Origin of the sequence: Klenkia brasiliensis (assembly GCF_900100695.1) — a bacterium.
Taxonomy (GTDB): Bacteria; Actinomycetota; Actinomycetes; order Mycobacteriales; family Geodermatophilaceae; genus Klenkia; species Klenkia brasiliensis.
Map to the genome: position 1 here is coordinate 356,315 of NZ_FNCF01000004.1, position 25,092 is coordinate 381,406.

A 25,092-nucleotide genomic window follows, 5' to 3' on the forward strand; every position below is an offset into this window, starting at 1 on the left:
TCCGTCAGTCGCCGGGCCAGGACCCGGTCAGCTTGGTGAACGCCTGCGCGCCGAACCGGTCGACGGCGGCCTTGGTGACGGCGAAGATGGCGCCCTGGATGGCCGCGGCGAGCAGCACGTGCGAGGTCTTGTACTCGCTCTGCATTGCGCCGGGCGCGTCCTCCTCACCCGCGATGCGCTTCCACACGACCTTGAACACCCGCCCGGAGATCGCACCGGCGGCGATGCCGGCGACGAGGCCGACGGGGCGGTAGGCGGCCTTGGCGCCGGCGCTCACCGGCGGGCCCGGCGCACGACCACGGCCACCACGACCGCGACCAGCGCGACGCCGACGCCGATGACCACTGGCGGGTTCTCCCGGTAGGTCTCCACCGCGGTGTCCTTGGTGCGGGCAGCGGTCTCCTTGGCGCGGGAGCCGACGTCCAGCCGGTGGCTGAGCTCGTCGACGGTGGCGGCCAGCTGCTCGCGGGTGGCCTCGATGTCGGCCTTGATCTCGTCGGGCTCGGTGGGGCCGGACACGTCCGGTGCGCCCGGGCCGTGCGCCCCCTCGGGTCGGCTGGTCATCGCGTGGCGCTCCCCTTCACGGCGGCGACGTCGGCCTTCACGCTGTCGAGCGTGTCGGTCGGCAGCGGCGGCTTGGCGTCCTGCACGTCCTTCTTGCCCAGCAGGGCGAGCACCCCGGCGACGGCGAAGAGCACGACGGCGATGATGATCGCGGCGAGGTAGCCGGGCAGCACGTTGGCCAGGCCCAGGATCGCCGCGGTGATGAGCGCGTTCAGGCCCAGCAGGGCGACCAGTCCGGCGCCGCCGAACAGGCCGGCGCCGACGCCGAGCTTCTTGGCCTTGCCCTTGATCTCGGCCTGGGCCAGGCGGACCTCGTCGCGGACGAGCCGGGTGACCAGGTCGGGCAGCTCGCCGATCAGCTGGCCGGTCGAGGCACGGGACGGGTCGGTGGACGGGGACGCGCTGTGGGCCCCGGTGGAGCCGGTCATCGGACCTCCTGTGCGCGGACGGGTGCAGTTCGCACAGGCCCATGCCCGCGGTGATCGACCATCAACCCTGGGTATCCGGAACCGGCCGGTGCCAGATGGACGCCGTCACTAGGGTGGCCGCATGACCTCGCCCACCGGATGGACCTGGCGGCTGCTCGACCCGGCGGGGGCGGAGCTGGACCCCGCCGACCTGGGCGTCGAGGTGCCGGTCGAGGACGCGCAGGGCGAGGCGGAGTCCTGGCTCGGGGAGCACTGGCGCACGCTGCTGGAGCGCGGCGCGGCCAGTGCCACCCTGCTGCGCGGGGACACCGTGGTCTACGGCCCGATGGGCCTGTCGGCGTCCTGAGGGATCAGCCCCGGCTGGTCTTGGCCGGGTCCCGCTCCACGACGTCGCCGAGCGCCTCGTCGATGCGCGCCAGCACGTCGGCGGACAGCTCGACGCCGGCCGCCTCGACGTTGTCGTGCACCTGCTCGGGCCGGGTGGCCCCGATGATCGCCGCGGCCACGTTGCCGTTCTGCAGCACCCAGGCCAGGGCGAGCTGGGCCATGGACAGGCCGAGGTCGTCGGCGATCGGCTTGAGCTGCTGCACGCGGGTGAGGACCTCGTCGGTCAGGTAGCCCTTCATGGAGCCGCCGGCACTGGCGTGCCCGCCGCGGCTGTCGGCCGGCGGGGCCTGGCCGGGCAGGTACTTGCCGGTGAGCACGCCCTGGGCGAGGGGGGACCAGACGATCTGCGAGACGCCCTCGGCCTCGGACGTCGGGACGACCTCGGCCTCGATGACCCGCCACAGCATCGAGTACTGCGGCTGGTTGCTGATCAGCTGGATGCCGAGGTCCCGGGCCAGCGCGGCGCCGGCCGCGATCTCCTCGGCCCGCCACTCCGAGACCCCGATGTAGAGCACCTTGCCCGACCGGACCAGGTCGGCGAAGGCGGTCATCGTCTCCTCGAGGGGGACGGTGGAGTCGTAGCGGTGGGCCTGGTACAGGTCGACGTAGTCGGTCTGCAGCCGGCGCAGCGAGGCGTGGCAGCTCTCGATGACGTGCTTGCGGCCGAGTCCGCGGTCGTTGGCGCCCTCGCCGGTGGGCCAGTAGACCTTGGTGGCGATCTCGAGGGACTCCCGGCGCTGGCCGGCGAGTGCCCGGCCGAGCACGGACTCGGCCACGGTGGCGGCGTAGACGTCGGCGGTGTCGAAGGTGGTGATGCCGGCGTCGAGGGCGGCGTGCACGCAGGCGTGCGCGGCGTCCTCCTCGACCTGGCTGCCGTGGGTGAGCCAGTTGCCGTAGGCGAGTTCGGTGATGTTCAGGCCGGAGCGGCCCAGTCGGCGTGTCTGCACACGTCCGAACCTAGGCCGGGCCCCGGCGGGCTACACCTCGGCGCCGAGACCGACCTGGGGCTTGGGGAACCGCCAGCGGCGGACCATGGTGGCGCGGCTGATGCCGTACCAGACCAGACCCTTGGTCCGGGCGTCCGGGAACCGCTCGCCCACCACCTTCTTGATCCGCCGGCCGAGCACGATCGAGTCGCCGATGATGACCAGGAAGAAGGCGAACCACAGGTACACCGTGTAGCTCTGCACCGCGGTGTTGGGGATGAAGTAGCCGACCAGCACGAGCGCGGCCACCACCAGGAACAGGCTGCCGGCGTTGCGCCGGGAGTCCACGACATCACGGACCAGCCGCTTCTCCGGGCCGCGGTCGCGCGCCGGGAGGGCGCTGTCGTCACCGCGGGCCGCCGCCTCGCGGGCGCTGCCGCGGTTGGCCGCCTGCTGCTCCCGCATCCGCTTGTAGGCCTCCTTGCGCGTGGTGGGCGGAGGCGGCGGGGGACCCTGCCGGCGTCCCTGCGCCTCGCTGCGCTTGGGGGTGGGGCGGCCCTTGCCGACGGCGGTCAGCTGCTGGGCGGTCAGGTCGGTGGCCGGGTCCGGGGTGGTCTCGGCGGGCCGGCGGCCGGGCAGGCGGAGCTTCACAGCTGCGCAGTCTACGTGGCCGGCGGGTGCGCCCGACCCCGTCGAGTGACGTGCGCGGCACCCGGTCCGGGCACTCCGCGCCGTACAGTGGGAAGCAGCTCCGCCACGGCGGTGTTGGTCCCAGCAGATGCACCGGACCTCGATGTGGGAGGACAGAACATGACCGTGCAGGACACGACCGCCGCCACCGGCGTCATCCTCAGCGACCCGGCCGCGGCCAAGGTCAAGGCGCTGCTGGACCAGGAGGGTCGCGACGACCTGCGCCTGCGCATCGCCGTGCAGCCGGGTGGCTGCTCCGGCCTGCGGTACCAGCTCTTCTTCGACGAGCGCTTCCTCGACGGCGACCAGACCCACGAGTTCGGTGGCGTCGAGGTCATCGTCGACCGGATGAGCTCGCCCTACCTCGGCGGCGCCACCATCGACTTCGTCGACACCATCGAGAAGCAGGGCTTCACGATCGACAACCCGAACGCGGGCAGCTCCTGCGCCTGCGGCGACAGCTTCAGCTGACGCAGCCGTGACGAAGGCCCGGTCCCCTCGCGGGGGCCGGGCCTTCGTCACGTCTAGAGCGTGACCGGGTAGACCGTCTCGGGGACGTCGACGACGATCCGCTCCTCGACGAAGATCCCGTGCCAGACCATGAAGACCAGCACCTCCCACAGCTGACGGGCGGTCCGCTTGTTCGGGGCGGCGCCCTGGGCCGCCGCGGCCCGCAGCCGCTCCAGCAGGCCCAGGACGACCTCGCGGTCGAGCCACTGCTGCGTCTGGCTGGACAGGATGATGTCCCGCGCCCAGTCGTGCAGCGGGCCGGCGAGGAAGTCCGCCGTGGGCACCGGGAAGCCCAGCTTGCGGCGGTCCATGATCCGCGGCGGCACGATCTGCCGCATCGCCTGCCGGAGGGCGTACTTCGTCGTCCCCGCCTGGGCGTGGGCCCGGCCGCGGGGCGTGCGCATCTCCAGGGGGAGGGTCGCGGCGAGTGCGAACACCTCGGGGTCCAGGAACGGCACCCGCAGCTCGAGGGAGTTGGCCATGGTCATCTTGTCGGCCTTGACCAGGATGTCGCCGCGCAGCCAGGTGAACAGGTCGACGTACTGCATGGCCGTGACGTCGTCGTAGCCCGCGGTCCGGGCCTGGTCGTAGAGCGCCTCGGTGACCTGCACGTGGGACAGGTCCCGGTCGCGGCCGGGCATGAGCGCGGCCAGCTCGTCGTCGCGCAGGTTGCGGGCGTTGCCGTAGTACCGATGCTCCAGCGGGGTGGCGGCGCGGCGCAGCAGGTCCTGGCCGCGCACGCCCTCGGGCAGCAGACCGGCGATGCGGGTCAGCGCGCGGCGCCCCGGGGCGGGCAGGTTCTTGGCCCAGGCCAGGCTGAGCGGCTCGCGGTAGATCGTGTACCCGCCGAACAGCTCGTCGGCGCCCTCGCCGGAGAGCACCACCTTCACGTGCTTGCGGGCCTCGCGGGCCACGAAGTACAGCGGCACGAGCGCGGGGTCGGCGACCGGGTCGTCGAGGTACCAGACCACCTCGGGGATGGCGTCGGCGAACTGCTGCGCGGTGATCTCGACCGGGATGTGCCGCACGCCCAGGATCGACGCGGACTCCGCGGCGATCTCGACCTCCGAGGTCGACTCGCGGGCGAACCCGACGGTGAAGGTGAGCAGGTCCGGGTTGTACCGGTGGGCCAGGGCGGCGATCGCGGTGGAGTCGATGCCGCTGGAGAGGAAGGACCCGACGGTGACGTCGGCGCGCATGTGCTTGGCGACCGAGTCGTCGAGCACCTCGGCGATCCGGTCGTAGAGCTCCTGCTCGCCCCCGGCCGGGACCGGCCGCGGCGTGAACCGGGGGTGGAACCACCGGTCGGTGGTCAGCTCGCCGCCGGACACGGTGAACCGGGTCCCGCTCTCGACCTTGCGGATGCCGCGGTGCAGGGTCGCCGGCTCGGGCACGTACTGCAGGGTCAGGTAGTGCTGCAGCGACGCCGGGTCGACCCCGCCTGCGGCCTCGGACCCGCCGAGCAGCTCCAGCAGGGCCTTCTTCTCGCTGCTGAAGACCAGCCCGCCGTCGGCCAGCCGCGCGGTGAACAGCGGCTTGATGCCGAACGGGTCGCGGGCGCCGAAGGCGGTGCCGGTCCGGGTGTCCCAGATGACGAAGGCGAACATGCCCCGCAGCCGGGTGACGACGTCGGGTCCCCAGTGGTGGAAGCCGGCGACGATGGCCTCGGTGTCGCCCTCGGTGGCGAACTCCGCACCCAGCCCGCGCAGCTCCTCGCGCAGCTCGACGTAGTTGTAGATCTCGCCGTTGAACAGGATCCGGTAGCGGTCACCGGCGTAGGGGAGCGGCTGCGGGCTGCCCTCGACGTCGATGATCGACAGCCGGTTGAACCCCAGGACGACGTGGCCGTCGGACCACACCGCCGTGTCGTCGGGGCCGCGGTGGTGCAGGCAGTGCAGCGCGTGGCGGACGCCGTCGACCCGGGTCTGGTCGACCCGCTCGGCATCGGTGGACAGGTACGCGAGCAGGCCGCACATCGGGGGGAGGTCTCCGTGGGGTCCGGGGGAAGGGGTGGGTCAGAGCGGCTGGCCGGCCAGGACCCGGCGGCTGACGCGCCGCTCGGCCCAGAACGACACGAACGGGACGACGCCGGCGAGCAGCACCAGCAGCGTGCCCTTGGCGGTGAACTTGGCCTTGAGCGCGAGGTCGAAGGCGGTGACCAGGTAGACGATGTAGAGGAAGCCGTGGATCGGCGAGACGACCTTGGAGACCTGGGGGACGTCGAACCCGTAGCGCAGCGGGATGGCCACGAAGACCAGCACGAGCAGCATCACGCCGACGACGTAGGCCATCACCTGGTAGCGCTTGAGCGCCGCCGCGGTGCGCGGGGGGACGGTGGTGTCAGTGGCCATCTCGACCTCGCAGCGCCTTCTCGTTGAGCTCGGCCAGGTACCGGTTGTAGGCGGCGAGCTCGGGGTCGCCGGTGGTGTCGATGCGCGGCCGCTGGTAGAGCACGACCTCCTGGCCGGGCTCGTCCTCGTCGGGGTCGCGGTTGAGCTCGACCTTGACCATCTTCCCGTAGAAGAACAGGCCCATGAAGCCGTACAGCGGCCACTGCAGCGCGTAGCTCCAGTTGACCGCGCCGCCGCCGTTCTCCGCCTTGGTGAGCTGCCAGTAGCCCAGGAAGAAGGTGGCCACGAACAGCACGGCCACCAGCAGGTGCAGGAGCACCCAGCGCGGGGTCAACAACCGGGGGAGCACGCCCCCGACTGTAACCGCCCCCGCTGCGCCGACCGGCCCACCCGAGCCAGGTCACAGCCCGCCCGACACCCCCGTCCCGGCGCCCCTGGCCAGGGGTCGCCGTCCCGGTGCAGTCGGCTACGCTCGCCCTGACTGTGGTCGTAGTGGGCAGGACCTGTCGGGACACCGTGCAGGCCACCATCAGCCGGACCGCGCGGGGCGTCCCGCGCGGAGGAACAAGGAGGCACCGAGCAGTGGCTCGACGGAGCAAGCTCGCGCGGACCGCCGCGCTCGGCGCCCTGGCCGTGCTCACCCTCGCCGGGTGCGACCTGAACAACGAGTTCTGGCGGTTCGGCTGGCCCGAGGGCGTCACCGACCAGGCCGTGCAGATGCGCCACCTGTGGACCGGGTCGGTCATCGCCGCGCTCGTCGTCGGCTTCGCCGTGTGGGGCCTGATCTTCTGGTCGATGGTCCGCCACCGGAAGCGCGGGGACGAGCTGCCCAAGCAGACGGCCTACAACCTGCCGCTGGAGATCGTCTACACGATCATCCCGTTCGTCATGATCGCGGTGCTGTTCTTCTACACCGTCGTCGTGCAGAACCGGGTGCAGGAGCGCAGCAACAACCCGGACGTGACCATCGCGGTCAACGCGTTCAAGTGGAACTGGCAGTTCGTCTACCCGCAGACCACCGAGTCCAACGGCGGCACCCCGGTGAGCACCACGGGGTCGAGCACCGAGATCCCGATCCTGGTGGTCCCGGTCGACCAGACCATCCGCTTCGAGGTCGCCTCCGCCGACGTCATCCACTCGTTCTGGGTGCCGGAGTTCCTCTTCAAGCTCGACGTCATCCCGGGCAACGAGAACGGCCGCGACAACGTGTTCGAGGTGACCGTCCGCGAGGAGGGCGCCTTCGTCGGCCGCTGCGCCGAGCTGTGCGGCACCTACCACGCGAACATGAACTTCGAGGTCCGTGCGGTGTCCGGCGACGACTACGAGCGCTACCTGGCCGCCCGCGAGGAGGGCCTGTCGACCTTCGACGCCCTGGAGCGGATCGGTCAGCCGGGTGCGGCCACCACGACGCAGCCCTTCGACCAGCTCACCGAGAACCAGCAGCTCGACGCGGCCGGCAACTGACGTGACCCGTACCCGGACCCACCAGCGGGAGGACCGACCGTGAAGGTCGAAGCGCTCATCTTCAACCTGATCGCCCTGTTCGCGATCGTCGCGGCCGTGGTCTACGGCCTGTGGTCGCTGGAACCGATCGGCACGACGGCCCTGGCGCTGTCCGGCGGCCTGCTGGGCCTGATCGGCGGGTTCTTCTGGTTCGTCTCCCGCCGCATCGACTCGCGTCCCGAGGACCTGAAGGACGCCGAGATCGCCGACGGCGCGGGCGAGCTGGGCTTCTTCTCGCCCGGCAGCTACTGGCCCTTCGGGCTGGCGCTGTCCGCCGCGCTCATGGGCCTGGCGCTGGCGTTCTTCTACCCCTGGCTGATCATCATGGCCGGCGCCGCGCTGATCATCACCATCGGTGGCCTGCTGTTCGAGTACTACACCGGGCAGAACGCGCACAGCTGACCCGCACCGCACCCCCGCAGGGCCCCGTCCACCACCTGGTGGGCGGGGCCCTGCGTCGTCGTGGGGCCCTGCGGCCGTCGGGTGACCCGAACCGCCCACCGAGTGCCCGGGGGAGGACCGCCATGGGTGGCCGGACAGCGCCCACGGTGGCCGGCCGGTGCCTCGTGCGCAGACCGTGCAGGACATCGGGCGACCTCCGGGGCTTCCTAGGGGCAGGGCGGTGTGAGCCGGACGCCGCGGCCCCTGCGCTGGGCGGCCCACAGCCACGCCGGCGGGCCGATCCCGTCCAGCGGCTCAGGGACGGCGTCCGCGTCGACCGTGCAGAACCGGGCCGGTGGCACGCGGTCGCAGGGCGCGTCCCCGTTGTCGATCTGCATGGTCGACGGTGGTCAACGGCTCGTCGCCGCCCGGTGGGCCGCCGCGGCTCGCTGCGCCGCGGCATGCAAGACGAGGTGGGCGGAGTCGCCGCCGGCGCCGCAGGAGGAACCCGCCGGCCTGGGTCGCCGACGGCCCGCACCGTCCCGGTCGCCCAGGAGGCCTCCGAGCGGGCGGCGGGCTGGCCACGGACCCCGCCAGAATCCGAGCGCGCACGTGGTACGGCAACGGCCGTGCGGACGGCTGCCGGGTGAGCCGCATCCGCACGGGGGCGCGGCACTCCGCGAGCACAGCGGACGGGACGGCACGCCGCGGGGGCCCGGACGGTGGGGGAGCGGGGCCTGAGAACGCACCAGGGCCCCGGCGGAGTCCGCCGGGGCCCTGGTGGGACGTACTACCGCGTCAGTCGCGCGGGTCCTGCGGACGGCCACCCTCGGAGGGACGACCACCCTCGGAGGGACGACCACCCTCGGACGGACGACCCGAGGTGACCTCGCGGTCGGCCTCCGCCGCCGCCAGGCCGCGCCGCTCGCGCTGCGCCTCGAGCTCGACGTCGCTGGGCTGCTCGATCGGCTTGAAGAAGCCCTTCACCGCCCGGCGGGCACCGCCGACCTGGTTCATCCGCTTGGGCACCGGGGCACCCGCGTAGGTCAGCTGGCCGTGGCCGTGCTCGTCGACCGGGCCCAGCGGCTGGTGCACCTCGATGAACTCGCCGCTGGGCAGCCGGCGGATGACACCGGTCTCGATGCCGTGCTCGAGCACCTCGCGGTCGTGCTTCTGCAGGCCGAGGCAGATCCGGTAGGTGATCATGTAGGCGATCGGCGGCAGGACGACGCAGCCGATGCGACCGAACCAGGTCATCGCGTTGAGGCTGATGTCGAACTTGTCGGCGATCAGGTCGTTGCCGCCTGAGAGCCACAGCACCCCGTAGAACATCAGCGCCATGGCGCCGATCGAGGTGCGGACCGGGACGTCGCGGGGACGCTGCAGCAGGTGGTGCGACGCGTCGTCACCGGTGAGCTTGCGCTCGATCTGCGGGTAGAGCGCAAGCAGCGTGAACATCGCACCGGCGATCACGACGGTCGGCCAGAACAGCGCCGGGATCGTGTAGTCGCCGGGGAGGTTGATGTCCCACGCCGGGAACAGACGCGTCGACCCGTCGAGGAAGCCGATGTACCAGTCGGGCTGGGAGCCCGCCGACACCTGGGCCGGGTTGTACGGACCCCACAGCCAGAACGGGTTGATCTGGACCAGCCCGGCCAGGCCGGCGCAGAGGCCGAACACGATGAAGAACAGCGCCGTGGCCTTGCCCGCGAAGGCGGGGAAGAGCCGGTTGCCGACCACGTTGTGCTCGGTGCGGCCCGGACCGGGGAACTGGGTGTGCTTCTGCTTGATGAGCAGCAGCAGGTGCAGCGCGATCAGCGCCAGGATGATCGCCGGCAGGATCAGCACGTGGACGATGTAGAGCCGGCCGAGGATGACCTCGCCGACGTAGTCGCCGTCGAACAGTGCCCAGTGCACCCAGGTGCCCACGACCGGGATGCTCAGGATGATCGCCGAGACGATGCGCAGGCCGGTGCCCGACAGCAGGTCGTCGGGGAGGGTGTAGCCGGTGAAGCCCATGGCCAGGGCGAGCACCAGCAGCACCACGCCGATGCCCCAGTTGGTCTCACGGGGCTTGCGGAACGCGCCGGTGAAGAAGATGCGCAGCAGGTGCACCACGATCGCGGCGACGAACAGCAGCGCCGCCCAGTGGTGGATCTGCCGGATGAGCAGACCGCCGCGGACGTCGAAGCTGATCCCCAGCGAGCTCTCGTAGGCCCGCGACATCTCGACACCGCGCAGCGGGGCGTAGATGCCCTCGTACTCGGTCTCCGACAGCGAGGGGTCGTAGTAGAACGTGAGGAACGTGCCCGACAGCAGCAGGATCACGAACGAGTAGAGGGCGATCTCCCCGAGCAGGAACGACCAGTGGTCGGGGAAGACCTTGTTCAGGGTGCGCCGCAGGGGACCGGCCACGATCAGCCGCTCGTCGACCTCCGACGCGGCCTTGCTGATCCTGGGCGCCGGCTGGTTCGGCGTGATCGTTGTAGCCATCAGATCCGCTCTCGGTTCCAGTAGGTGGGTCCGACTGCCTCAATGTAGTCGCTGCGCGCGACGAAGTATCCCTCGTCATCCAGCGTAATCGGCAGTTCCGGCAGGGGCCGGGTGGCCGGCCCGAAGACCGGCTTCGCACCCTGGATCACGTCGAACTGCGACTGGTGGCACGGGCACAGGATGCGGCTGGTCTCCTGCTCGTACAGCGACACCGGGCAGCCGGCGTGCGTGCAGATCTTGGAGTAGGCGACGTAGTCGCCGTAGCCGAAGTCGGCCTGGCCCTGACGCGGCTGCAGCAGCGACATCTGCTCGGGCCGCAGCCGGATGAGCATGGTGGCGGCGTCGGCGGCCAGGTTGCCACCCGGGACGGCCGGGAAGACCGTCTCCAGCGAGCCGGGCTCCTGGTCGCCGGGGCGCACCGGGGAGCCGTCCTGGCGGACCAGGCGCACGCCTTGGGCCCACTCCGTGGTGCCCAGCGGGTTGCCCTTGTTCGGGTTCTTGATCAGACCACCGATCGGGGCGATGAGCACGAGGCCCAGCGCGCCCCCGGCGAAGCCGAGGCTGCGGCCGATCATCTTGCGCCGCGGGAAGCCGACCCGGTCGACCCCGCCCATCAGGGTGGCGGCGGTGGTGGTCCGGTCGAAGTGCGAGCCGTCGTGCTTGTCCTGCACGGCGGTCTCGTGCGGCAGCAGCTTCTTGACGAACAGCACCATGCCGACGCCGAGGAAGATCAGCGCGCCGCCCATGCCCACCCCGAGCAGCGGGGTGTAGAGGGCGCTCCAGCCGTTGTCGTCCGAGGCCCACTGCCAGTCCGGCAGGAACCAGCCGGAGCCGAAGTACACGACGGCGAAGGCCAGGGCGAACAGCCCGGCGATGCCGAAGGCCATCGACACCTGGCGCTCGGCCTGCTTCTCCAGCGCCGAGCCCGGGGCCGGCGGCGGGTCGACGTGCAGCACCTCGACGCCGTCGTAGCGCGCACCCAGCCGGTTGAGCTCCTCGCGGTCCATCGTCGCGAGCTGCTCGGGGGTGTAGTCGTCGTCCGGCCCGCCGTGGGTCGGTCCGGCCTCGTCGTCGGGCCGGGAGCCGGCCCGCTCGTCCTTGCTCACGCCTTGGTCCCCATCCAGAAGATCCCGAACAGCAGGGCGCCGATGCCGACGACCCAGATCACCAGGCCCTCGGAGACCGGGCCGGCGCGACCGATGCCGGCGCCGCCGGGGTCGGCCTGCTCCTTGAGGGTCTGCACGTAGTCGATGATCGAGCGCTTCTCCTCGGGGGTCAGCTGGTTGTCCCCGAACACCGGCATGTTCTCCGGGCCGCTGAGCATCGCGGCGTAGATCTCCATGTCGTTGGCGTCCTCGAGGCTGGGCGCGGCCTTGCCCGAGGAGAGCGCGCCGCCCTCGCCGACGAAGTTGTGGCAGCTGGCGCAGTTGAGCCGGAACAGCTCACCGCCCTCGGCCAGGTCGCCGTCGCGCAGGTCGCCCGACGGGAGGGTCGGGCCGCCGCCGTTGGCCTGGATGTAGGCCATCAGCTGCTCGATCTCGGCGTCGCTGAACACCGGGGGCTTGCGGGCCGCGTCGGCCTCCTGGCGGACCAGCGGCATGCGGCCGGTGTGCACCTGGAAGTAGACCGACGCCTCGCCGACCCCGATCAGCGAGGGGCCGCGGTCCTGCACGCCCTGCAGGTTGGAGCCGTGGCAGCTGATGCAGCTGCGCTCGTACAGGGCCTGGCCGGCGGCCTCGGCGCTGGACTGGCCGCTCACGGCCTCGTCGGCGGCGTTGGCCGGGGCGATCGCGGAGTAGCCGACGCCGGTGAGCACCAGGGCGGCCATCAGGCCGGCCACGTTGGTCATCCGGCGGCGCTGCTTGGAGCGGCGCCGGGCCCGGGCGGCGGAGGCGGGCGACCCGGTGGACCGGCCGCCGAAGCGGGCGCGCAGGCCGGCGAAGCGGCCCTCGGTCGTCGGGACGTCGGAGGAGGGGTTCGTGGTGGACACCGGTTCCCTAGCGGATCAGGTAGATCGTGGCGAAGAGCCCGATCCACACGACGTCGACGAAGTGCCAGTAGTAGGAGACCACGATCGCGGAGGTCGCCTGAGCCGGCGTGAAGCGGCCCATGGTGGACCGCATGAGCACGAAGACGAAGGCGATGAGGCCACCGATGACGTGCAGACCGTGGAAGCCGGTCGTCAGGAAGAAGACCGACCCGTAGGTGGAGGAGGAGATCGTGGTTGCGTGCTCAGTCACCAGGACGCGGTACTCGTTCGCCTGGCCCAGGACGAAGACCAGGCCCATGACGAAGGTGATGGTGAACCAGCGGCGCAGGCCGTAGACGTTGCCCTGCTCCGCGGCGAACACACCGAGCTGGCAGGTGATCGACGAGGCCACCAGGATCGTGGTGAAGACGACCGCGTAGGGCAGGTCGAGCTCGGTGGGCGGCGGGGGCCACGGTTCGCCGGCCCGGGCGCGGGCGGTGAAGTACATGGCGAAGAGCCCGGCGAAGAACATCAGCTCGCTGGCGAGCCAGATGATCGTGCCGACGCTGACCATGTTCGGTCGGGTCAGGGAGTGCACCCGCGAGGTGTCGAAGGTGCTGCTCGCCACGGGGGCCGTTGTCACAGCGCCATCATGGCATCGGTGCAGGCGTCGGACGAGCGCGGGTGCAAGGGCGTGGCGAACCCGGGAGGCCGCTGTGCAGCGGGCCCACGGCATCGGCCCGGGTTGGCGCGGGGATGGCGCCCGGCGGGCCCGCCGTCGAGGCCCCGGCGGGTGCTCCGGGCAACCATGTCCGGTGGCCCGTCGTGACCTGACCGTGACCTCCTGTGGTCGCTGCACAGCCGCCCCGCGTCGGCGCCAGGGGCACTAGGGTCGCTGCCGTGAGCGACGCTGCTGCACCGGCCGGGACGGGACCGCGGACCGTGGTGGTCTTCAGCCACCGACCCGAGGTCCGCGACGCGGTCCGCACGGCGGTCGGCACCCACCCCGCCCAGGACGTGGGGCCGGTGCGCTGGCTGGACTGCGCCACCGGCGCCGAGGTGGTCGCCGCCGTCGACCGCGGCGGGGTCGACCTGTGCATCCTCGACGGCGAGGCGCAGCCCACCGGCGGCATGGGCATCAGCCGCCAGCTCAAGCACGAGGTGGACGACTGCCCGCCGGTGCTGGTGCTCATCGCCCGCCAGGCCGACCGCTGGCTGGCGCACTGGTCGATGGCCGAGGCCACGCTGACCCACCCGGTCGACCCTCTCGTGGCCCCGCGGACGGTGGCCGAGCTGCTGCGTGACCGGGCCGGGCGCCCCGTCGTGCGCGGCCGCGCCGGATGAGCGCGCCGACCTCCAGTGCGGTGCCCACCTGGCGGGACCTGCTGTCGCGGTTGATCGCCCGGCAGGACCTCTCCGAGGCCGAGACGGCGTGGGCGATGCGCGAGATCATGACCGGGGAGGCGACGCCGGCGCAGGTGGCGGGGTTCGCCGTCGCGCTGCGGGCGAAGGGGGAGGCCCCGGCCGAGGTCGCCGGCCTCGCGGCCACGATGCTCGAGCAGGCCACCCCGGTGCAGCTGCCGCACGACTGCGTGGACATCGTGGGCACCGGGGGCGACGGTGCGCACACCGTCAACATCTCGACGATGGCCGCCGTGGTGGTGGCCGCGGCCGGGGTGCCGGTGGCCAAGCACGGGAACCGGGCCGCGTCGTCGTCCTCGGGGTCGGCCGACGTGCTCGAGGCCCTCGGGGTCGTCATCGACCTGCCGGCCGCCGGCGTCGTGCGCTGCGTCGCCGAGGCCGGCATCGGCTTCTTCTTCGCCCCGGTCTTCCACCCCGGCTACCGGCACACCGCCGCGCCACGGCGCGAGATGGGGATCGGCACGGTCTTCAACTTCCTCGGTCCGCTGGTCAACCCGGCTCGCCCCGTCGCGGTGGCGATCGGGTGCGCCGACGCGCGGATGGCCCCGGTGCTGGCCGCCGTGCTGGCCCGCCGCGGCAGCAGGGGGCTGGTCTTCCGCGGCGACGACGGCCTGGACGAGCTGACCACCGCGACCACCTCGGCGGTCTGGGTGGTCCGTGACGGCGAGGTCGTGCCCGACCGGGTCGACCCGGCGGCGCTGGGCCTGGCGACCCCGGGGCCGGACGCGCTGCGCGGTGGGGACGCCGCGGCCAACGCGGAGGTGGTGCGCCGCCTGGTGGCGGGGGAGACCGGGCCGGTGCGCGACGCCGTGCTGCTCAACGCCGCCGCCGCGCTGACCGCCTTCGACGAGCACGGGGGCCGCCTGCACGACCAGCTCGCCGGCGGGCTGCAGCGCGCGGCCGCGGCGGTCGACGACGGGCGGGCCGCCGCGCTGCTCGACCGGTGGGCGCAGGTGAGCCAGCAGGCCCGCTGAGCGGGGCGCCCTACTCCTCGAGGCCGATGGAGAAGGCCGACTCCAGGTCGTGCTTGGAGTAGGCGCGGAAGGCGATGTGGGTGCGGGTGTCGAGGACGCCGGGCACCTTGTTGATGCGCCCGGCGATGACGTCGGCGACGTCGTGGAACTCACGGACGCGCACCAGGGCGATGAGGTCGGTGCCGCCGCCGGCGACGGAGTAGACCTCGCTGACGCCGTCGAGGTCGGCCAGGGCGGTGGCGACCTCGCCGATCGAGTCGGTCGAGGCGTCGATGAGGACGATGGCGGTGATCACACCGGCGAGGCTAGCGCCGCGCGGCGGGGCTGACCCACCGCGCCGCGCACCCGGTCCGGCCGCGCGCGGGTGGCGCCGCCGCCATCGCGCTCGCCGAAGGGGTCGCGGGCGGACCGGCCGGCGTCGACCCGCTCCAGGAACCCCCGCAGACCGCCGGTGCCCGGCACCGGGCAGGCCAGCGTGCCGGTGACCTCGACCAGCCGCGTGCCCGGCTTCTCCATCCAGCGCAGCACCAGCTCGGTCTCCTCGACCGAGGCGGCCAGCTCGCCGGCGGGCGTGGTCACCGTCTCGGCGGTGGCCTTCAGCAGCTGCAGGTGCGCACGCACCGGGGTGCCGCGGACCGCCACGCCGGCGGCCACCAGCCGGCCGCGGCGCACCACCGACAGCGCCCAGCCGCCGGCGCCGTCGGGCCGGGCCAGGGTGAGCTCGGGGACCTCGGCGAGCAGCGCCAGCCGCTGCCGCCGGCGCAGCGCCCGCACCAGGACCGCGACCCGGTCGCGCACCACCGCCGCCTCCTCGAACCGACCCTGGCCGGCCAGCCGGTCGACGCGGGCCAGCAGCGGCGCGCACAGCCGGCCCGGGTCGGCCGAGACGGCGGTGGAGAACACCTCGGCGGTGGCGGCGTAGTCCTCCCGGCTCTGCGCGCCCGTGCAGGGCGCGCCGCAGCGGCCCATGCCGGCCAGCGCGCAGCCGGGGTGGTCGGGGTGCGGGGACAGCCTGCCCCCGCACTGGCGCAGCGGCAGCGCGTTGTGCACGGCCGCGACCGCGGAGTCGGCGGCGCGGCGGTCGGCGAACGGGCCCAGGAACGTGCCGGTGCCGGGCACCACCCGCCGCACCACCGACAGCCGGGGGAAGGGCTCGTCGGTGAGCCGCACCCACAGCACCCGCTCGGGGAACCGGGAGCGGCGGTTGTACCGGGGCTTGTGCTGGGAGATCAGCCGCAGCTCCCGGACCGCGGCCTCCAGGTCGTGCGCGCAGGGCAGGGACTCCACCCGCTGCGACAGGCCGACCATCTCGGTCATCCGGCTGCGCTGCTCGCCGGCGGTGAAGTAGCTGCGCACCCGGGAGCGGAGGTCGGTGGAGGTGCCGACGTAGAGGGGCTCGTCGCCGGGGCCGCGGAAGACGTAGACGCCGGGGCCGTGCGGCACGTGCTCGGCGAGGTGGCGCTTGCGGCGGCGCTCGGGGTCGACCTGGCGGGTCAGCCCGGTCAGCTCCTCCAGCGACGTCACCCCGAGCGGGCCCAGTCGTTCCAGCAGGCCGTGGAGCACGTCGACGGTGGCGCGCGCGTCGTCGAGCGCGCGGTGGGTGGGCGTGGTGCCCGCGTTGAAGAACGGCGCCAGGGTGCCCAGCTTGCAGTTGGGCACCTCGTCGCGGGTGAGCAGCCGGCGGGCCAGCACCGCGGTGTCCACGACGGCGGCCGGGGGCCAGCCGGTGCCGACGGCGGCGCAGGCGGCCTTGAGGAACCCGACGTCGAAGGGGGCGTTGTGGGCGACCAGCACGGCACCGCGGGCGAACTCCAGGAAGTGCGGCAGCACGGCGTCGATGCGGGGCGCGGCGGCCACCATCGTGGTGGTGATGCCGGTCAGCACGCTGATGAACGGGGGGATCGCCCGGCCCGGGTCGACCAGCGTGCCGAACTCGCCGAGGACCTCGCCGCCGCGGACCTTGACCGCCCCGATCTCGGTGATGGCGTCGCTCTGCGCGGAGCCGCCGGTGGTCTCCAGGTCGACCACGACGAAGGTGACGCCGGTCAGCGGCGTGCCCAGGTCGTCGATGGTGGCCTGCGCGGGCCCGGCACCGTGCTGCCGACGGAGCAGGGGACCGAAGGGGGAGCCGATCACGGCGCGGACGCTAGGTGGGGGGTCCGACACTTCCGGTCCCGCCGCGCTACCCGGCCGGGTGACCGGGTGGCCACCGACGTGCACCGCCGCGTGCGGCCGGGGATCATCGCGTCGCGGCACGACGACGGGGTCGGGCGCGCGGTGTCGGGGAGGTCGGCGGTGCGGTCGCGGTCGTCGTCCTCGCTGGTCGCGCTGCTGGCCGCCGTCCTGGTGGGCGCGGTCGCGGGTCCCGCGGCGGCCGCCCCGAGCGAGCAGCCCGGGGGCACCACCGGCGTGCTGGACAGCGCCGAGCTGACCGCGCTGCAGGACCAGGCGGCCTCGGTCCAGGGTGACCTGCAGGAACGGCAGTCCGCCGTCACCGCCGCCCAGGACCAGCTGGCCCAGGCCCAGCAGGCCGCCGACGCCGCCGCGGCCGAGGTCGCCGACGCGCAGGCCGTGCTGGACCAGGCCCGGGTCGGGGTCTCCCGCTACGCGGCCGCGGTCTACCGCGACGGCGGCGCACCCACGGCGCTGTCCCTGCTGCTGGAGGGCGGCGACCCCGGGGACGTGGTCTCCGCGATGGGCTACCTGGAGGCCGTCGACGCGGAGAACGACGCGGTGCTGCAGGCCGCCGAGGACCGGCGGCGGCAGGCCCAGGCGCAGCAGGACGCCGCGTCGGCCGCGGTCGCCGACCGGCAGGCGCAGGCCGACGCCGTCGCCGCGCAGGTCGGGGACCTCGAGGCCGCGGCGACCGCCGTCACCGACCAGCTCGAGGGCGCGCTCGGCGCGGTCGACCGGCAGCTGGCCCAGCTGCAGGCCGAGCAGGTGCAGGTCAACCAGCAGACCGCCGCCGCCTGGCAGTCCTACGTCGACCAGCTGACCGCCGCCGGGGTCGGCCCGCCGGCGGCCGCGGCGCTGCGCGACCCGGCGGCGGGGCTGCCCGCGGGACTGGTCCCGGTGGGCGGGTCCACCGGTGCCGCCCAGCCCGGTGCCGCGCAGCTGCCGCGCCGGCCCAGCTCGCTGCTCGTGCTCCCGGCCGAGACGGTCGCCGCGGTGAGCGCGGCGATGACCGACCTCGGGCTGCCCTTCGCCCCGGGCACGTCGGGCCCGGAGTCCTTCGACTGCGGCTCGCTGGTGCAGGCCGCCTACGGCGCAGCCGGCATCTCCCTGCCCGCCACCCAGGGCGAGCTGTTCGCGACGACCGAGCCGGTGGCCCCGGCCGACGTCCTCCCGGGCGACCTGGTCTTCCTCGGGACGCCGGAGTCGGGGCTGTCCCACGTGGGCATCGCGCTGGACCCGCAGACGATGCTGGCCGCCGACGGGCGGGCCGGTGCGGTCGTGGTGCGCACGCTGCCCGCCGACCAGGTGCTGGGCATCGGCCGGCCCAGCCTGCCGCCGCGCGCGGCGGTCCCGGTGCCCGGTCCCACCGGCGGGGCGCTGGCCGTGGAGTGCGGCAACACCGTCTACCCGGCCAGCTACGACGGCAGCCGGCAGTGGGGCGGGTACCCCAACGGCCTGATCCCGCCCTCGGCGCTGTGCCCGCTGGGCGTGGCCGGCCACGCGCTGCGCTGCGACGCGGCGGCTGCCTACCGGGCGATGTCGGCGGCCTACGCGAGCGCGTTCGGCTCCCCGGTGTGCATCACCGACTCCTACCGCAGCTACGCCAGCCAGGTGACGCTGTACGGGCAGAAGCCCGCCCTGGCCGCGGTGCCCGGGACCAGCAACCACGGCTGGGGCCTCGCCGTGGACCTCTGCGGGGGCATCGAGTCCTACTCGACGGCGCAGTACGCCTGGATGGTCGCCAACGCCGGCCGGTTCGGCTTCATCCACCCGACCTGGGCCGACCAGGGCAACGGCCGCGAGGAGCCCTGGCACTGGGAGTACGCGGGCAGCTGAGCGGAATTGTCGGTGGGCGGTCCTAGCGTCCGCGGTGCCGGACCGGAGAGGGGGACGGCGACGAGCTCCACCACCCGCTCCACCCAGCTGCCAGGAGGCCCCACGTGCTCATCGACTGCGACACCTGCACCGTCCGCGGAGAGGGCTGCGGCGACTGCGTGGTCACCGTGCTGCTCGGCGCGCCGCCGGGCTCGCGCGGCGCCCCGGTCGTGGTGCCGCTGGGCCGCCGCCCCGCCCGCGCCGCGCAGCCGGCGCTGCCGGGCCTGGCGCCGGGGGAGCAGCTGGGCGAGGCGCTCGGCGACACCCTGGTGTCCGGTCCGTCGCGCCAGGGCCGGGTGCTCGACTTCGACGAGGTGGAGCGGCGCGCCCTGCTGGTGCTCGCCCAGGTCGGCCTCGTCCCGCCGCTGCGGCACCGGCCACCGGTCCGCGACGTGGGCTGAGCCGACCAGGGGCGACACGCCCGGCGGGCCACGGCGCGCCCCCCGAGGTGGAGATCATGCCGAAACCACATGCGTGGAACTAGCAGATCGGACGCCGATCATTCCTTCTGTGACTCTTCGTTTCGACCCGATCACGCCCGTAGGTTGATCGAGGCCGACCGAGCCCCCACCACCCGGCCGCGGGTGGTCCCGGTCGGTGGAACCAGGAGTGCCGCCGCCCCGTGCCTGTCCGCCCCCGCCCCGCCTCGTCCGCCACCCCGTCGGGGGCGCCGCGCCGCACCGGTCGCGGGCTGCTGGCCGTCGGTGCGGTCGGTCTCGCGCTGACGCTGCTGCCGGCCCCCGCGCAGGCGGCGCCCGGTCAGGCGAGCACCCCCGAGGAGGCCACGCAGCTCGTCGCCGACGCCACCCACCAGCTCGAGGTGGTCACCGAGCAGGTCAACGACGCGCAGGTCCAGCTCGCCGAGCAGCAGGCCGCCGCCGCTGCCGCCCAGCAGTCGGTGGCCGACGCGCAGGCCCAGCTGCAGAGCCTCGGCGCCCAGATGGACGAGGTCGCGGTCAGCGCCTACACCGGCAACCCGTCGGGCTTCGCCGCGCTGCTCACCAGCGCCTCGCCCGAGGACTTCCTCGCCCAGGTCAGCACCCTGGACCTCATCGCCGGCCACACCGACGACCTGCTCTCCCAGGTGTCGGCCGCGGCGCAGACCGCGACCGACGCCCAGGCCGCCGCCGACGCCGCAGCCACGCAGGCGCAGCAGACACTGGACCAGGTCACCGCCCAGCAGCAGGAGCTGCAGCAGCAGATCACCACCTACCAGGCGCAGTTCGCCGCGCTCAGCGCGCCGCAGCGGGCCGCGGTCGTCGAGGCCACCAGCGGGCCGGAGGTCACCCCGCCGGCCAGCGTGGTCGCCGACAGCGCCGCGGCGCAGACCGTCGTGGACACCGCCATGGCCCAGCGCGGCGACCCCTACGTCTGGGGCGCGGGCGGGCCGGGCAGCTTCGACTGCTCGGGCCTGACCGCCTACGCCTACGCCGCCGCGGGCATCTCGCTGCCGCACTCCAGCGCCGCGCAGGCCCGGATGGGCTCCCCGGTGTCGCGCGCTGACCTGCAGCCCGGCGACCTCGTCTACTTCTACTCGCCGGTCAGCCACATCGGTATCTACATCGGCAACGGGATGATGGTGCACGCCCCCACCTCGGGCGACGTGGTCAAGGTGTCCAGCGTCGACATGTCCGGCTACGCCGGGGCCCGGCGCCTGCTGTAGCGGTGGTTAGGGTCCGGGGGTGGGTCCACGTCGCCCCGCCCTGCTGGCGGCCCTGCTCCTCGGCCTGGCCCTCGTCGTCGTCCTCTGGCTGCGCATCCCCTGGGCGGCACCGCCGCAGGTGACCGACCCGACCGCCGGGCTGACGCCCGAGCAGGTCACCCGCGCCGACGCCTTCGCCGCCGCCGTCCGCCCCGCGTCGGTGGTCAACCTGCTGCTGGGGCTCGCCGTCAGCGGCGTGCTGGGCCTGACCCGGCTCGGTGCCCGCTGGGTCACCGCGGTGGCCCGGCCGCTGGGCGGTGGCTGGTTCTGGCAGGTCGTGCTGGGCACCCTGGTGGTCACCGTCGCCGGGCGGCTGGTGACCCTGCCGCTGTCGGCCCACGGCGAGGTGGTGCGGCACCGGTACGGGCTGTCCACCCGCAGCTGGCCGCTCTTCGCGCGCGACGTCGCGGTGGACACCGGCATCACCGCCGGGCTCACCGCGCTCGGGCTGCTCCTGCTGGTGGCGCTGGCCCGGCGCGCACCGCGCACGTGGTGGGCCTGGGCGGGCGCGGGGGCGGCCGGGCTGGTGGTCGCCGGGTCGTTCCTCTACCCGGTGGTCATCGAGCCGGCCTTCAACGACTTCACCTCGCTGCCCGCCGGCCAGCTGCGCACCGACCTGCTCGCGCTGGCCGAGGAGAACGGCACGCCGGTGCAGGACGTGCTGGTGGCCGACGCCAGCCGCCGCACGACCGCGCTGAACGCCTACGTGTCCGGGTTCGGGTCGACCCGGCGCATCGTCGTCTACGACACCCTGCTGCAGCAGCTGCCCGACGACCAGGTCGAGTCCATCGCCGCGCACGAGCTCGGCCACGTGGCCACCGACGACGTGCTCACCGGCACGCTGGTCGGCGCGCTGGGGGCCGCGGCCGGCGTCGCCCTGCTGGGCTGGCTGATCGGCTCGGGGTCGCTGCTGCGCCGGGCCGGTGCGGCAGGGCCCGGCGACCCCCGCGCGGTGCCGCTGGTGCTGCTGCTGGTCGCGGTGGGGACGCTGGTGTCCACCCCGGTGCAGAACGGGGTGTCCCGGCAGCTCGAGGCCCGGGCCGACCAGCACGCCCTGGACCTCACCGGCGACCCGGACGCCTTCGCGGCCGTCATGCGCCGCCTCGCCGCGGCCAACCTCAACCAGCCCGACCCCCCGTCGGCCTGGCAGTGGTTCTTCGGCTCCCACCCGACCACCGCCCAGCGGGTGGCCGCCGCGCAGGGGTGGTCCCGCTGACCCGCACGCTGGTCGTCACCAACGACTTCCCGCCCCGCCAGGGCGGCATCCAGACCTTCGTCGCGGCGCTGCTCGAGCGGCTCCCGCCCGAGGACCTGGTCGTGCTGGCCTCCACCTCGCCCGGCGCCGCCGAGCACGACGCCGGTCTGCCCTACCGGGTGGTCCGCCGGCCGACCTCGATGCTGCTGCCCACCCCGGGCACCGCGCGGGCCGCCGCCGCCCTGGTCCGCGAGCACCGTGCCGAAGCCGTCGTCTTCGGGGCAGCCGCCCCGCTGGGCCTGCTCGCGCCGGGCCTGCGCCGCGCGGGGGCGGCCCGCACCCTCGGCATCACCCACGGGCACGAGACGGGGTGGGTCGCCCTCCCGGTGGGCCGCCAGCTGCTGCAGCGGATCGCCACCGGCGTCGACGTCCTCACCTGCATCTCCGACTACACCCGGGGGAGGCTGGCCCCGGCCCTCGGCGACCGGGCGGAGCTGCGGCAGCTGTCCCCGGGGGTGGACGTCGACAGGTTCCACCCCGGCGTCGACGGCGGTCCGGTGCGGGCCCGGTACGACCTCGGCGACGCGCCGGTGGTGGTGTGCGTGTCCCGGCTGGTCCGCCGCAAGGGCCAGGACGTGCTCGTCGAGGCCTGGCCGCGGGTGCTGGCCCGGCACCCCGGCGCCCGGCTGCTGCTGGTCGGGGGAGGCCCGGACGAGGCCCGGCTGCGCCGCCGGGTCCGGACCGCCGGCCTGGGGGGCTCCGTCGTCCTCACCGGCCCGGTCGCGCCGGCGTCGCTGCCCGAGCACTACGCCGCCGGGGACGTGTTCGCGATGCCCTGCCGCACCCGTCGGGGCGGGCTGGACGTCGAGGGCCTCGGGATGGTCTACCTGGAGGCGGCCGCGTGCGGGTTGCCGGTCGTCGCCGGCACGTCCGGCGGTGCCCCCGAGGCGGTGCGCGACGGCGTGACCGGCCACGTGGTGGACCCGCGCTCGCCGGCGGCCGTGGCCGACGCGGTCACCGGCCTGCTGGACGACCGCGCCCGGTCGGCCGCCCTGGGGGCGGCCGGCCGGGCGTGGGTGGAGCAGCGCTGGTCGTGGGCGACGATCGGCGCGACCTTCGCCGACCTGCTGGCGGGCTAGGTCAGGAGCGGCCGGCCGGGGCCTTGGCGTAGAGCGCCTCGACCTCGTCGCCGTACTCCTTCAGGACCACGTTCCGCTTGAGCTTCATGCTCGGGGTGAGCGTGCCGTTGGCCTCGGTGAAGTCGATCGGCAGCACCCGGAACTTGCGGATGCTCTCGGCGTGGGAGACCGCCTTGTTCGCCTCGGCCACCGCGCCCTCCATCTCGGCCTGCAGGTCGGCGTCGTCGACCAGGTCGGCGGCGGTCAGCGACGTGTCCTTGCCCTTGAGCTTCAGCCAGGCCGGCAGCGCCTCCTCGTCGAGGGTGATCAGCGCGCCGATGAAGGGCTTCCCGTCACCCACGACGATGGTCTGGCTGACCAGCGCGTGCGCGCGGAGGCGGTCCTCGAGCACCGCGGGGGCGACGTTCTTGCCGCCGGCGGTCACCAGGATCTCCTTCTTCCGACCGGTGATCTTGAGGAAGCCCTGGCTGTCGAGCTCGCCGATGTCGCCGGTGTGGAACCAGCCCTCGGCGTCGATGGCCTCGGCGGTGGCCTTCTCGTTCCGCCAGTAGCCGCGCATGACGATGCCGCCGCGCAGCAGCACCTCGCCGTCGTCGGCGATCGCCGCGTCGGTGCCCGGCAGCGGCCGGCCGACGGTGCCCATCCGGAAGGCCGTGTCGTGGTTGACCGCCGCGGCGGCGGTGGTCTCGGTCAGGCCGTAGCCCTCGTAGACGACCACGCCGACGCCGCGGAAGAAGTGGCCCAGCCGCTCACCCAGCGGGGCACCCCCGGACACCGCGCCGATGCAGCGCCCGCCGAGGGCGGCGCGCAGCTTGCGGTAGACCAGCAGGTCGAAGACCTTGTGCGCGGCGGTCAGGCCGAGCCCGGCGCCGCCGGTGTCCTGCGCCCGCGACCAGTTGATCGCGACCTGGGCGGCCTTGTCGAACACCTTGCCCTTGCCGCCCTCGTCGGCGGTGGCCTTGCCCTGGTTGTAGACCTTCTCGAACACCCGCGGGACGGCGAGCACGAAGGTGGGCTTGAAGGTGCCCAGGTCGGCGACCAGGTCCTTGATGTCGGAGGTGTGCCCGATGACGGTCTGGGTGCGGAACGCGCCGACCTGCAGGACGCGGGCCAGCACGTGGGCCAGCGGGATGAACAGCAGCAGCGAGCCGTCGACGTTGAGGAAGCGGCCCAGCAGCGACATGCCGTTGTTGATCTCGAACAGGAAGTTGCCGTGGGTGAGCTCGCAACCCTTGGGCCGGCCGGTGGTGCCGCTGGTGTAGATCAGCGTGGCCAGGCTGTCGGCGCCGAGGGTGGCGCGGCGGGCCTCGAGCTCGCTGTCGGGCACGTCGGCGCCGGCCGAGGCGAGGGTGCCCAGGACGTCGTCCTCGATGACCCACACCGGGCCCAGGTCGGGGGCCTGCCCGCGCACGGACTCGACGACGTCGGCGTGCTCCTGCTTCTCCACGAACGCCGCGGTGGCGCCGCTGTCGGACAGGATCCAGGCCACCTGGTCGGCGCTGGAGGTCTCGTAGACGGGGACGACGACGCAGCCGGCGGCCCAGATGCCGAAGTCCAGCACGGTCCACTCGTAGCGGGTGCGGGCCTGCAGGGCCACCCGGTCACCGGCCTTGATGCCGCTGGCGACCAGGCCCTTCGCGACGCCGGCGACCTGCTCGCCGAACTCGCGGTAGGTGACGTCGGTCCACTGACCCGGTGACCGCTGGACCCGCAGCCCGACCGTGTCGGGGAACTCCGCGAGGTTCCTGGCCAGCAGGTCGGGGATCGCCTCGTCGGGTCCCACGGTGTAGGTGGGGGGAACGCTCAGCTCGCGCACGCCGGTCCTCTCATCCCCGCGCGGAGCACCAGCCTCGTCGCCGGCCTGCGGACGCGGGATCGTGGACGCCCAATCTACCGGGCCATCCCTACTGGGGAGTAGGTGACCTGCACCGGAGCACGTGGGACGGGGCCCGGCGACTACCCTGCGCGCATGGCCGACCAGTCCACCCAGTCCATCGTGATCGATGCGCCGGCCTCCGCCGTGATGGCCGTGGTGGCCGACTTCCCGGCCTACCCGGAGTGGGTGGCGGCGGCCAAGACCGTCGAGGTGCTGGAGACCGGGGCCGACGGGCGGGCGTCCCGCGTGCACTTCGTGCTCGACGCCGGGGCGGTCAAGGACGACTACGTGCTGGCCTACACCTGGGACGGCGACCGGCAGGTCAGCTGGCACCTGGTGCAGGGCCAGATGCAGAAGCGGCAGGACGGCAGCTACACCCTGGTCGAGACCGGCGGGCGGACCGAGGTCACGTACACGATCAGCATCGACCTCTCGATCCCGATGCTCGGGATGATCAAGCGCAAGGCGGAGAAGGTCATCCTGGACACCGCGCTCAAGGAGCTCAAGAAGCGCGTCGAGGCCTGACCGGCCG

27 protein-coding genes are annotated in these 25,092 nt (G+C 73.6%); 12 read left to right on the plus strand and 15 right to left on the minus strand.

Annotated features, from left to right (window positions below; genetic code table 11):
- Nucleotides 1-4 precede the first annotated feature (4 nt).
- The 3 genes from BLT39_RS13590 to BLT39_RS13600 are packed head-to-tail and all read right to left on the minus strand — an operon-like array spanning nucleotide 5 to nucleotide 992.
- On the minus strand, nucleotides 5-277 hold the full coding sequence (locus BLT39_RS13590) for a DUF4235 domain-containing protein (protein WP_091064094.1): 273 nt from the start codon (nucleotides 275-277) through the stop codon (nucleotides 5-7).
- Nucleotides 274-564 carry a DUF3618 domain-containing protein gene (locus BLT39_RS13595; RefSeq protein ID WP_091064095.1) on the minus strand — a complete coding sequence of 97 codons (291 nt, stop codon included), beginning with the start codon at nucleotides 562-564 and terminating at the stop codon, nucleotides 274-276. The genes BLT39_RS13590 and BLT39_RS13595 overlap by 4 nt, the downstream gene beginning before the upstream one ends.
- A complete protein-coding gene (locus tag BLT39_RS13600) occupies nucleotides 561-992 on the minus strand; it encodes a phage holin family protein (protein ID WP_091064099.1) in 432 nt (143 codons plus the stop codon). The genes BLT39_RS13595 and BLT39_RS13600 overlap by 4 nt, the downstream gene beginning before the upstream one ends.
- Before the next feature lie 121 nt (nucleotides 993-1,113).
- Here BLT39_RS13600 and BLT39_RS13605 point away from each other — a divergent pair, with 121 nt between their 5' ends.
- Complete coding sequence (locus tag BLT39_RS13605) at nucleotides 1,114-1,338, plus strand: hypothetical protein (protein WP_091064105.1); 225 nt, start codon at nucleotides 1,114-1,116, stop codon at nucleotides 1,336-1,338.
- 4 nt (nucleotides 1,339-1,342) lie between these two features.
- Here the strand turns inward: BLT39_RS13605 and BLT39_RS13610 are convergent, their stop codons facing one another.
- Together BLT39_RS13610 and BLT39_RS13615 are read right to left on the minus strand one after the other, a co-directional pair.
- Nucleotides 1,343-2,326 (minus strand): aldo/keto reductase family protein, encoded by a 984-nt coding sequence (locus BLT39_RS13610; RefSeq protein ID WP_091064110.1) that lies wholly within the window; start codon nucleotides 2,324-2,326, stop codon nucleotides 1,343-1,345.
- 30 nt (nucleotides 2,327-2,356) lie between these two features.
- Nucleotides 2,357-2,956 (minus strand): DUF3043 domain-containing protein, encoded by a 600-nt coding sequence (locus tag BLT39_RS13615; RefSeq protein WP_091064111.1) that lies wholly within the window; start codon nucleotides 2,954-2,956, stop codon nucleotides 2,357-2,359.
- Nucleotides 2,957-3,115: 159 nt separating this feature from the next.
- Between BLT39_RS13615 and BLT39_RS13620 the strand changes: the two genes are divergently transcribed.
- Nucleotides 3,116-3,466, plus strand: coding sequence for a HesB/IscA family protein (locus BLT39_RS13620; RefSeq protein WP_091064115.1), 351 nt, complete (start codon nucleotides 3,116-3,118; stop codon nucleotides 3,464-3,466).
- Between the two features lie 53 nt (nucleotides 3,467-3,519).
- On the opposite strand, the gene asnB is transcribed toward BLT39_RS13620, so the two are convergent.
- From asnB to BLT39_RS13635, 3 genes are read right to left on the minus strand one after another with little or no spacing between them, the layout of a single operon-like run.
- A complete protein-coding gene (asnB, locus tag BLT39_RS13625; protein WP_091064126.1) occupies nucleotides 3,520-5,481 on the minus strand; it encodes an asparagine synthase (glutamine-hydrolyzing) in 1,962 nt (653 codons plus the stop codon).
- 39 nt (nucleotides 5,482-5,520) lie between these two features.
- Nucleotides 5,521-5,856, minus strand: a complete 336-nt coding sequence (locus BLT39_RS13630; protein ID WP_091064127.1) for a DUF3817 domain-containing protein — start codon at nucleotides 5,854-5,856, stop codon at nucleotides 5,521-5,523.
- Complete coding sequence (locus BLT39_RS13635; RefSeq protein WP_091064128.1) at nucleotides 5,846-6,205, minus strand: metalloprotease; 360 nt, start codon at nucleotides 6,203-6,205, stop codon at nucleotides 5,846-5,848. Before BLT39_RS13635 ends, BLT39_RS13630 begins: the two co-directional genes overlap by 11 nt.
- A 233-nt stretch (nucleotides 6,206-6,438) precedes the next feature.
- Here BLT39_RS13635 and ctaC point away from each other — a divergent pair, with 233 nt between their 5' ends.
- Together ctaC and BLT39_RS13645 are read left to right on the plus strand one after the other, a co-directional pair.
- Complete coding sequence (ctaC, locus tag BLT39_RS13640; RefSeq protein WP_091064129.1) at nucleotides 6,439-7,320, plus strand: aa3-type cytochrome oxidase subunit II; 882 nt, start codon at nucleotides 6,439-6,441, stop codon at nucleotides 7,318-7,320.
- Nucleotides 7,321-7,359: 39 nt separating this feature from the next.
- Complete coding sequence (locus BLT39_RS13645) at nucleotides 7,360-7,761, plus strand: cytochrome c oxidase subunit 4 (RefSeq protein ID WP_091064131.1); 402 nt, start codon at nucleotides 7,360-7,362, stop codon at nucleotides 7,759-7,761.
- A gap of 777 nt (nucleotides 7,762-8,538) precedes the next feature.
- Here the strand turns inward: BLT39_RS13645 and qcrB are convergent.
- From qcrB to ctaE, 4 genes are read right to left on the minus strand one after another with little or no spacing between them, the layout of a single operon-like run.
- Nucleotides 8,539-10,233: a cytochrome bc1 complex cytochrome b subunit gene (gene qcrB, locus BLT39_RS13650; RefSeq protein ID WP_091064132.1), complete on the minus strand. Its 1,695-nt coding sequence runs from the start codon at nucleotides 10,231-10,233 to the stop codon at nucleotides 8,539-8,541.
- On the minus strand, nucleotides 10,233-11,339 hold the full coding sequence (gene qcrA / locus BLT39_RS13655; RefSeq protein ID WP_242658388.1) for a cytochrome bc1 complex Rieske iron-sulfur subunit: 1,107 nt from the start codon (nucleotides 11,337-11,339) through the stop codon (nucleotides 10,233-10,235). Before qcrA ends, qcrB begins: the two co-directional genes overlap by 1 nt.
- Nucleotides 11,336-12,223, minus strand: coding sequence for a cytochrome bc1 complex diheme cytochrome c subunit (gene qcrC, locus BLT39_RS13660; protein WP_207507953.1), 888 nt, complete (start codon nucleotides 12,221-12,223; stop codon nucleotides 11,336-11,338). The genes qcrA and qcrC overlap by 4 nt, the downstream gene beginning before the upstream one ends.
- A 7-nt stretch (nucleotides 12,224-12,230) precedes the next feature.
- Nucleotides 12,231-12,830, minus strand: a complete 600-nt coding sequence (gene ctaE / locus BLT39_RS13665) for an aa3-type cytochrome oxidase subunit III (RefSeq protein ID WP_341349866.1) — start codon at nucleotides 12,828-12,830, stop codon at nucleotides 12,231-12,233.
- Nucleotides 12,831-13,102: 272 nt separating this feature from the next.
- On the opposite strand from ctaE, the gene BLT39_RS13670 reads away from it, so the two are divergent.
- Nucleotides 13,103-13,546 carry a hypothetical protein gene (locus BLT39_RS13670; RefSeq protein WP_207507955.1) on the plus strand — a complete coding sequence of 148 codons (444 nt, stop codon included), beginning with the start codon at nucleotides 13,103-13,105 and terminating at the stop codon, nucleotides 13,544-13,546.
- Nucleotides 13,543-14,598, plus strand: a complete 1,056-nt coding sequence (trpD, locus tag BLT39_RS13675; RefSeq protein WP_091064141.1) for an anthranilate phosphoribosyltransferase — start codon at nucleotides 13,543-13,545, stop codon at nucleotides 14,596-14,598. The genes BLT39_RS13670 and trpD overlap by 4 nt, the downstream gene beginning before the upstream one ends.
- Nucleotides 14,599-14,608: 10 nt before the next feature.
- Here trpD and BLT39_RS13680 read toward each other — a convergent pair whose 3' ends face one another.
- Entirely contained in the window at nucleotides 14,609-14,893 is a 285-nt protein-coding gene (locus tag BLT39_RS13680) for an Lrp/AsnC family transcriptional regulator (protein WP_091064142.1), read from the minus strand.
- The gene (locus BLT39_RS13685; RefSeq protein WP_242658389.1) at nucleotides 14,890-16,734 is read right to left on the minus strand and encodes a DEDD exonuclease domain-containing protein; all 1,845 of its coding nucleotides are present in this window, start codon (nucleotides 16,732-16,734) and stop codon (nucleotides 14,890-14,892) included. Before BLT39_RS13685 ends, BLT39_RS13680 begins: the two co-directional genes overlap by 4 nt.
- Nucleotides 16,735-16,800: 66 nt before the next feature.
- Between BLT39_RS13685 and BLT39_RS13690 the strand changes: the two genes are divergently transcribed.
- The 5 genes from BLT39_RS13690 to BLT39_RS13710 all read left to right on the plus strand — a co-directional run bounded on the left by BLT39_RS13690 (nucleotide 16,801) and on the right by BLT39_RS13710 (nucleotide 22,684).
- The gene (locus tag BLT39_RS13690) at nucleotides 16,801-18,609 is read left to right on the plus strand and encodes a D-alanyl-D-alanine carboxypeptidase family protein (RefSeq protein WP_091064143.1); all 1,809 of its coding nucleotides are present in this window, start codon (nucleotides 16,801-16,803) and stop codon (nucleotides 18,607-18,609) included.
- A gap of 104 nt (nucleotides 18,610-18,713) precedes the next feature.
- A complete protein-coding gene (locus BLT39_RS13695; protein WP_091064144.1) occupies nucleotides 18,714-19,049 on the plus strand; it encodes a hypothetical protein in 336 nt (111 codons plus the stop codon).
- 221 nt (nucleotides 19,050-19,270) lie between these two features.
- Nucleotides 19,271-20,311, plus strand: coding sequence for a C40 family peptidase (locus BLT39_RS13700; protein WP_091064146.1), 1,041 nt, complete (start codon nucleotides 19,271-19,273; stop codon nucleotides 20,309-20,311).
- Between the two features lie 19 nt (nucleotides 20,312-20,330).
- On the plus strand, nucleotides 20,331-21,566 hold the full coding sequence (locus BLT39_RS13705) for a M48 family metalloprotease (RefSeq protein ID WP_091064149.1): 1,236 nt from the start codon (nucleotides 20,331-20,333) through the stop codon (nucleotides 21,564-21,566).
- Nucleotides 21,554-22,684: a glycosyltransferase family 4 protein gene (locus BLT39_RS13710; RefSeq protein ID WP_278246988.1), complete on the plus strand. Its 1,131-nt coding sequence runs from the start codon at nucleotides 21,554-21,556 to the stop codon at nucleotides 22,682-22,684. Before BLT39_RS13705 ends, BLT39_RS13710 begins: the two co-directional genes overlap by 13 nt.
- A gap of 1 nt (nucleotide 22,685) precedes the next feature.
- Here BLT39_RS13710 and BLT39_RS13715 read toward each other — a convergent pair whose 3' ends face one another.
- On the minus strand, nucleotides 22,686-24,500 hold the full coding sequence (locus BLT39_RS13715) for an AMP-dependent synthetase/ligase (RefSeq protein WP_091064150.1): 1,815 nt from the start codon (nucleotides 24,498-24,500) through the stop codon (nucleotides 22,686-22,688).
- A gap of 153 nt (nucleotides 24,501-24,653) precedes the next feature.
- On the opposite strand from BLT39_RS13715, the gene BLT39_RS13720 reads away from it, so the two are divergent.
- A complete protein-coding gene (locus BLT39_RS13720) occupies nucleotides 24,654-25,085 on the plus strand; it encodes an SRPBCC family protein (protein WP_091064151.1) in 432 nt (143 codons plus the stop codon).
- The last annotated feature ends 7 nt before the right edge of the window (nucleotides 25,086-25,092 follow it).

Bases quoted from the DNA above. Each gene is read 5' to 3' on its own strand.
- BLT39_RS13595 (WP_091064095.1), bottom strand. From the start codon at position 564: ATGACCAGCCGACCCGAGGGGGCGCACGGCCCGGGCGCACCGGACGTG.
- BLT39_RS13600 (WP_091064099.1), bottom strand. From the start codon at position 992: ATGACCGGCTCCACCGGGGCCCACAGCGCGTCCCCGTCCACCGACCCG.
- BLT39_RS13605 (WP_091064105.1), top strand. From the start codon at position 1,114: ATGACCTCGCCCACCGGATGGACCTGGCGGCTGCTCGACCCGGCGGGG.
- BLT39_RS13620 (WP_091064115.1), top strand. From the start codon at position 3,116: ATGACCGTGCAGGACACGACCGCCGCCACCGGCGTCATCCTCAGCGAC.
- asnB (WP_091064126.1), bottom strand. From the start codon at position 5,481: ATGTGCGGCCTGCTCGCGTACCTGTCCACCGATGCCGAGCGGGTCGAC.
- BLT39_RS13630 (WP_091064127.1), bottom strand. From the start codon at position 5,856: ATGGCCACTGACACCACCGTCCCCCCGCGCACCGCGGCGGCGCTCAAG.
- qcrB (WP_091064132.1), bottom strand. From the start codon at position 10,233: ATGGCTACAACGATCACGCCGAACCAGCCGGCGCCCAGGATCAGCAAG.
- trpD (WP_091064141.1), top strand. From the start codon at position 13,543: ATGAGCGCGCCGACCTCCAGTGCGGTGCCCACCTGGCGGGACCTGCTG.
- BLT39_RS13720 (WP_091064151.1), top strand. From the start codon at position 24,654: ATGGCCGACCAGTCCACCCAGTCCATCGTGATCGATGCGCCGGCCTCC.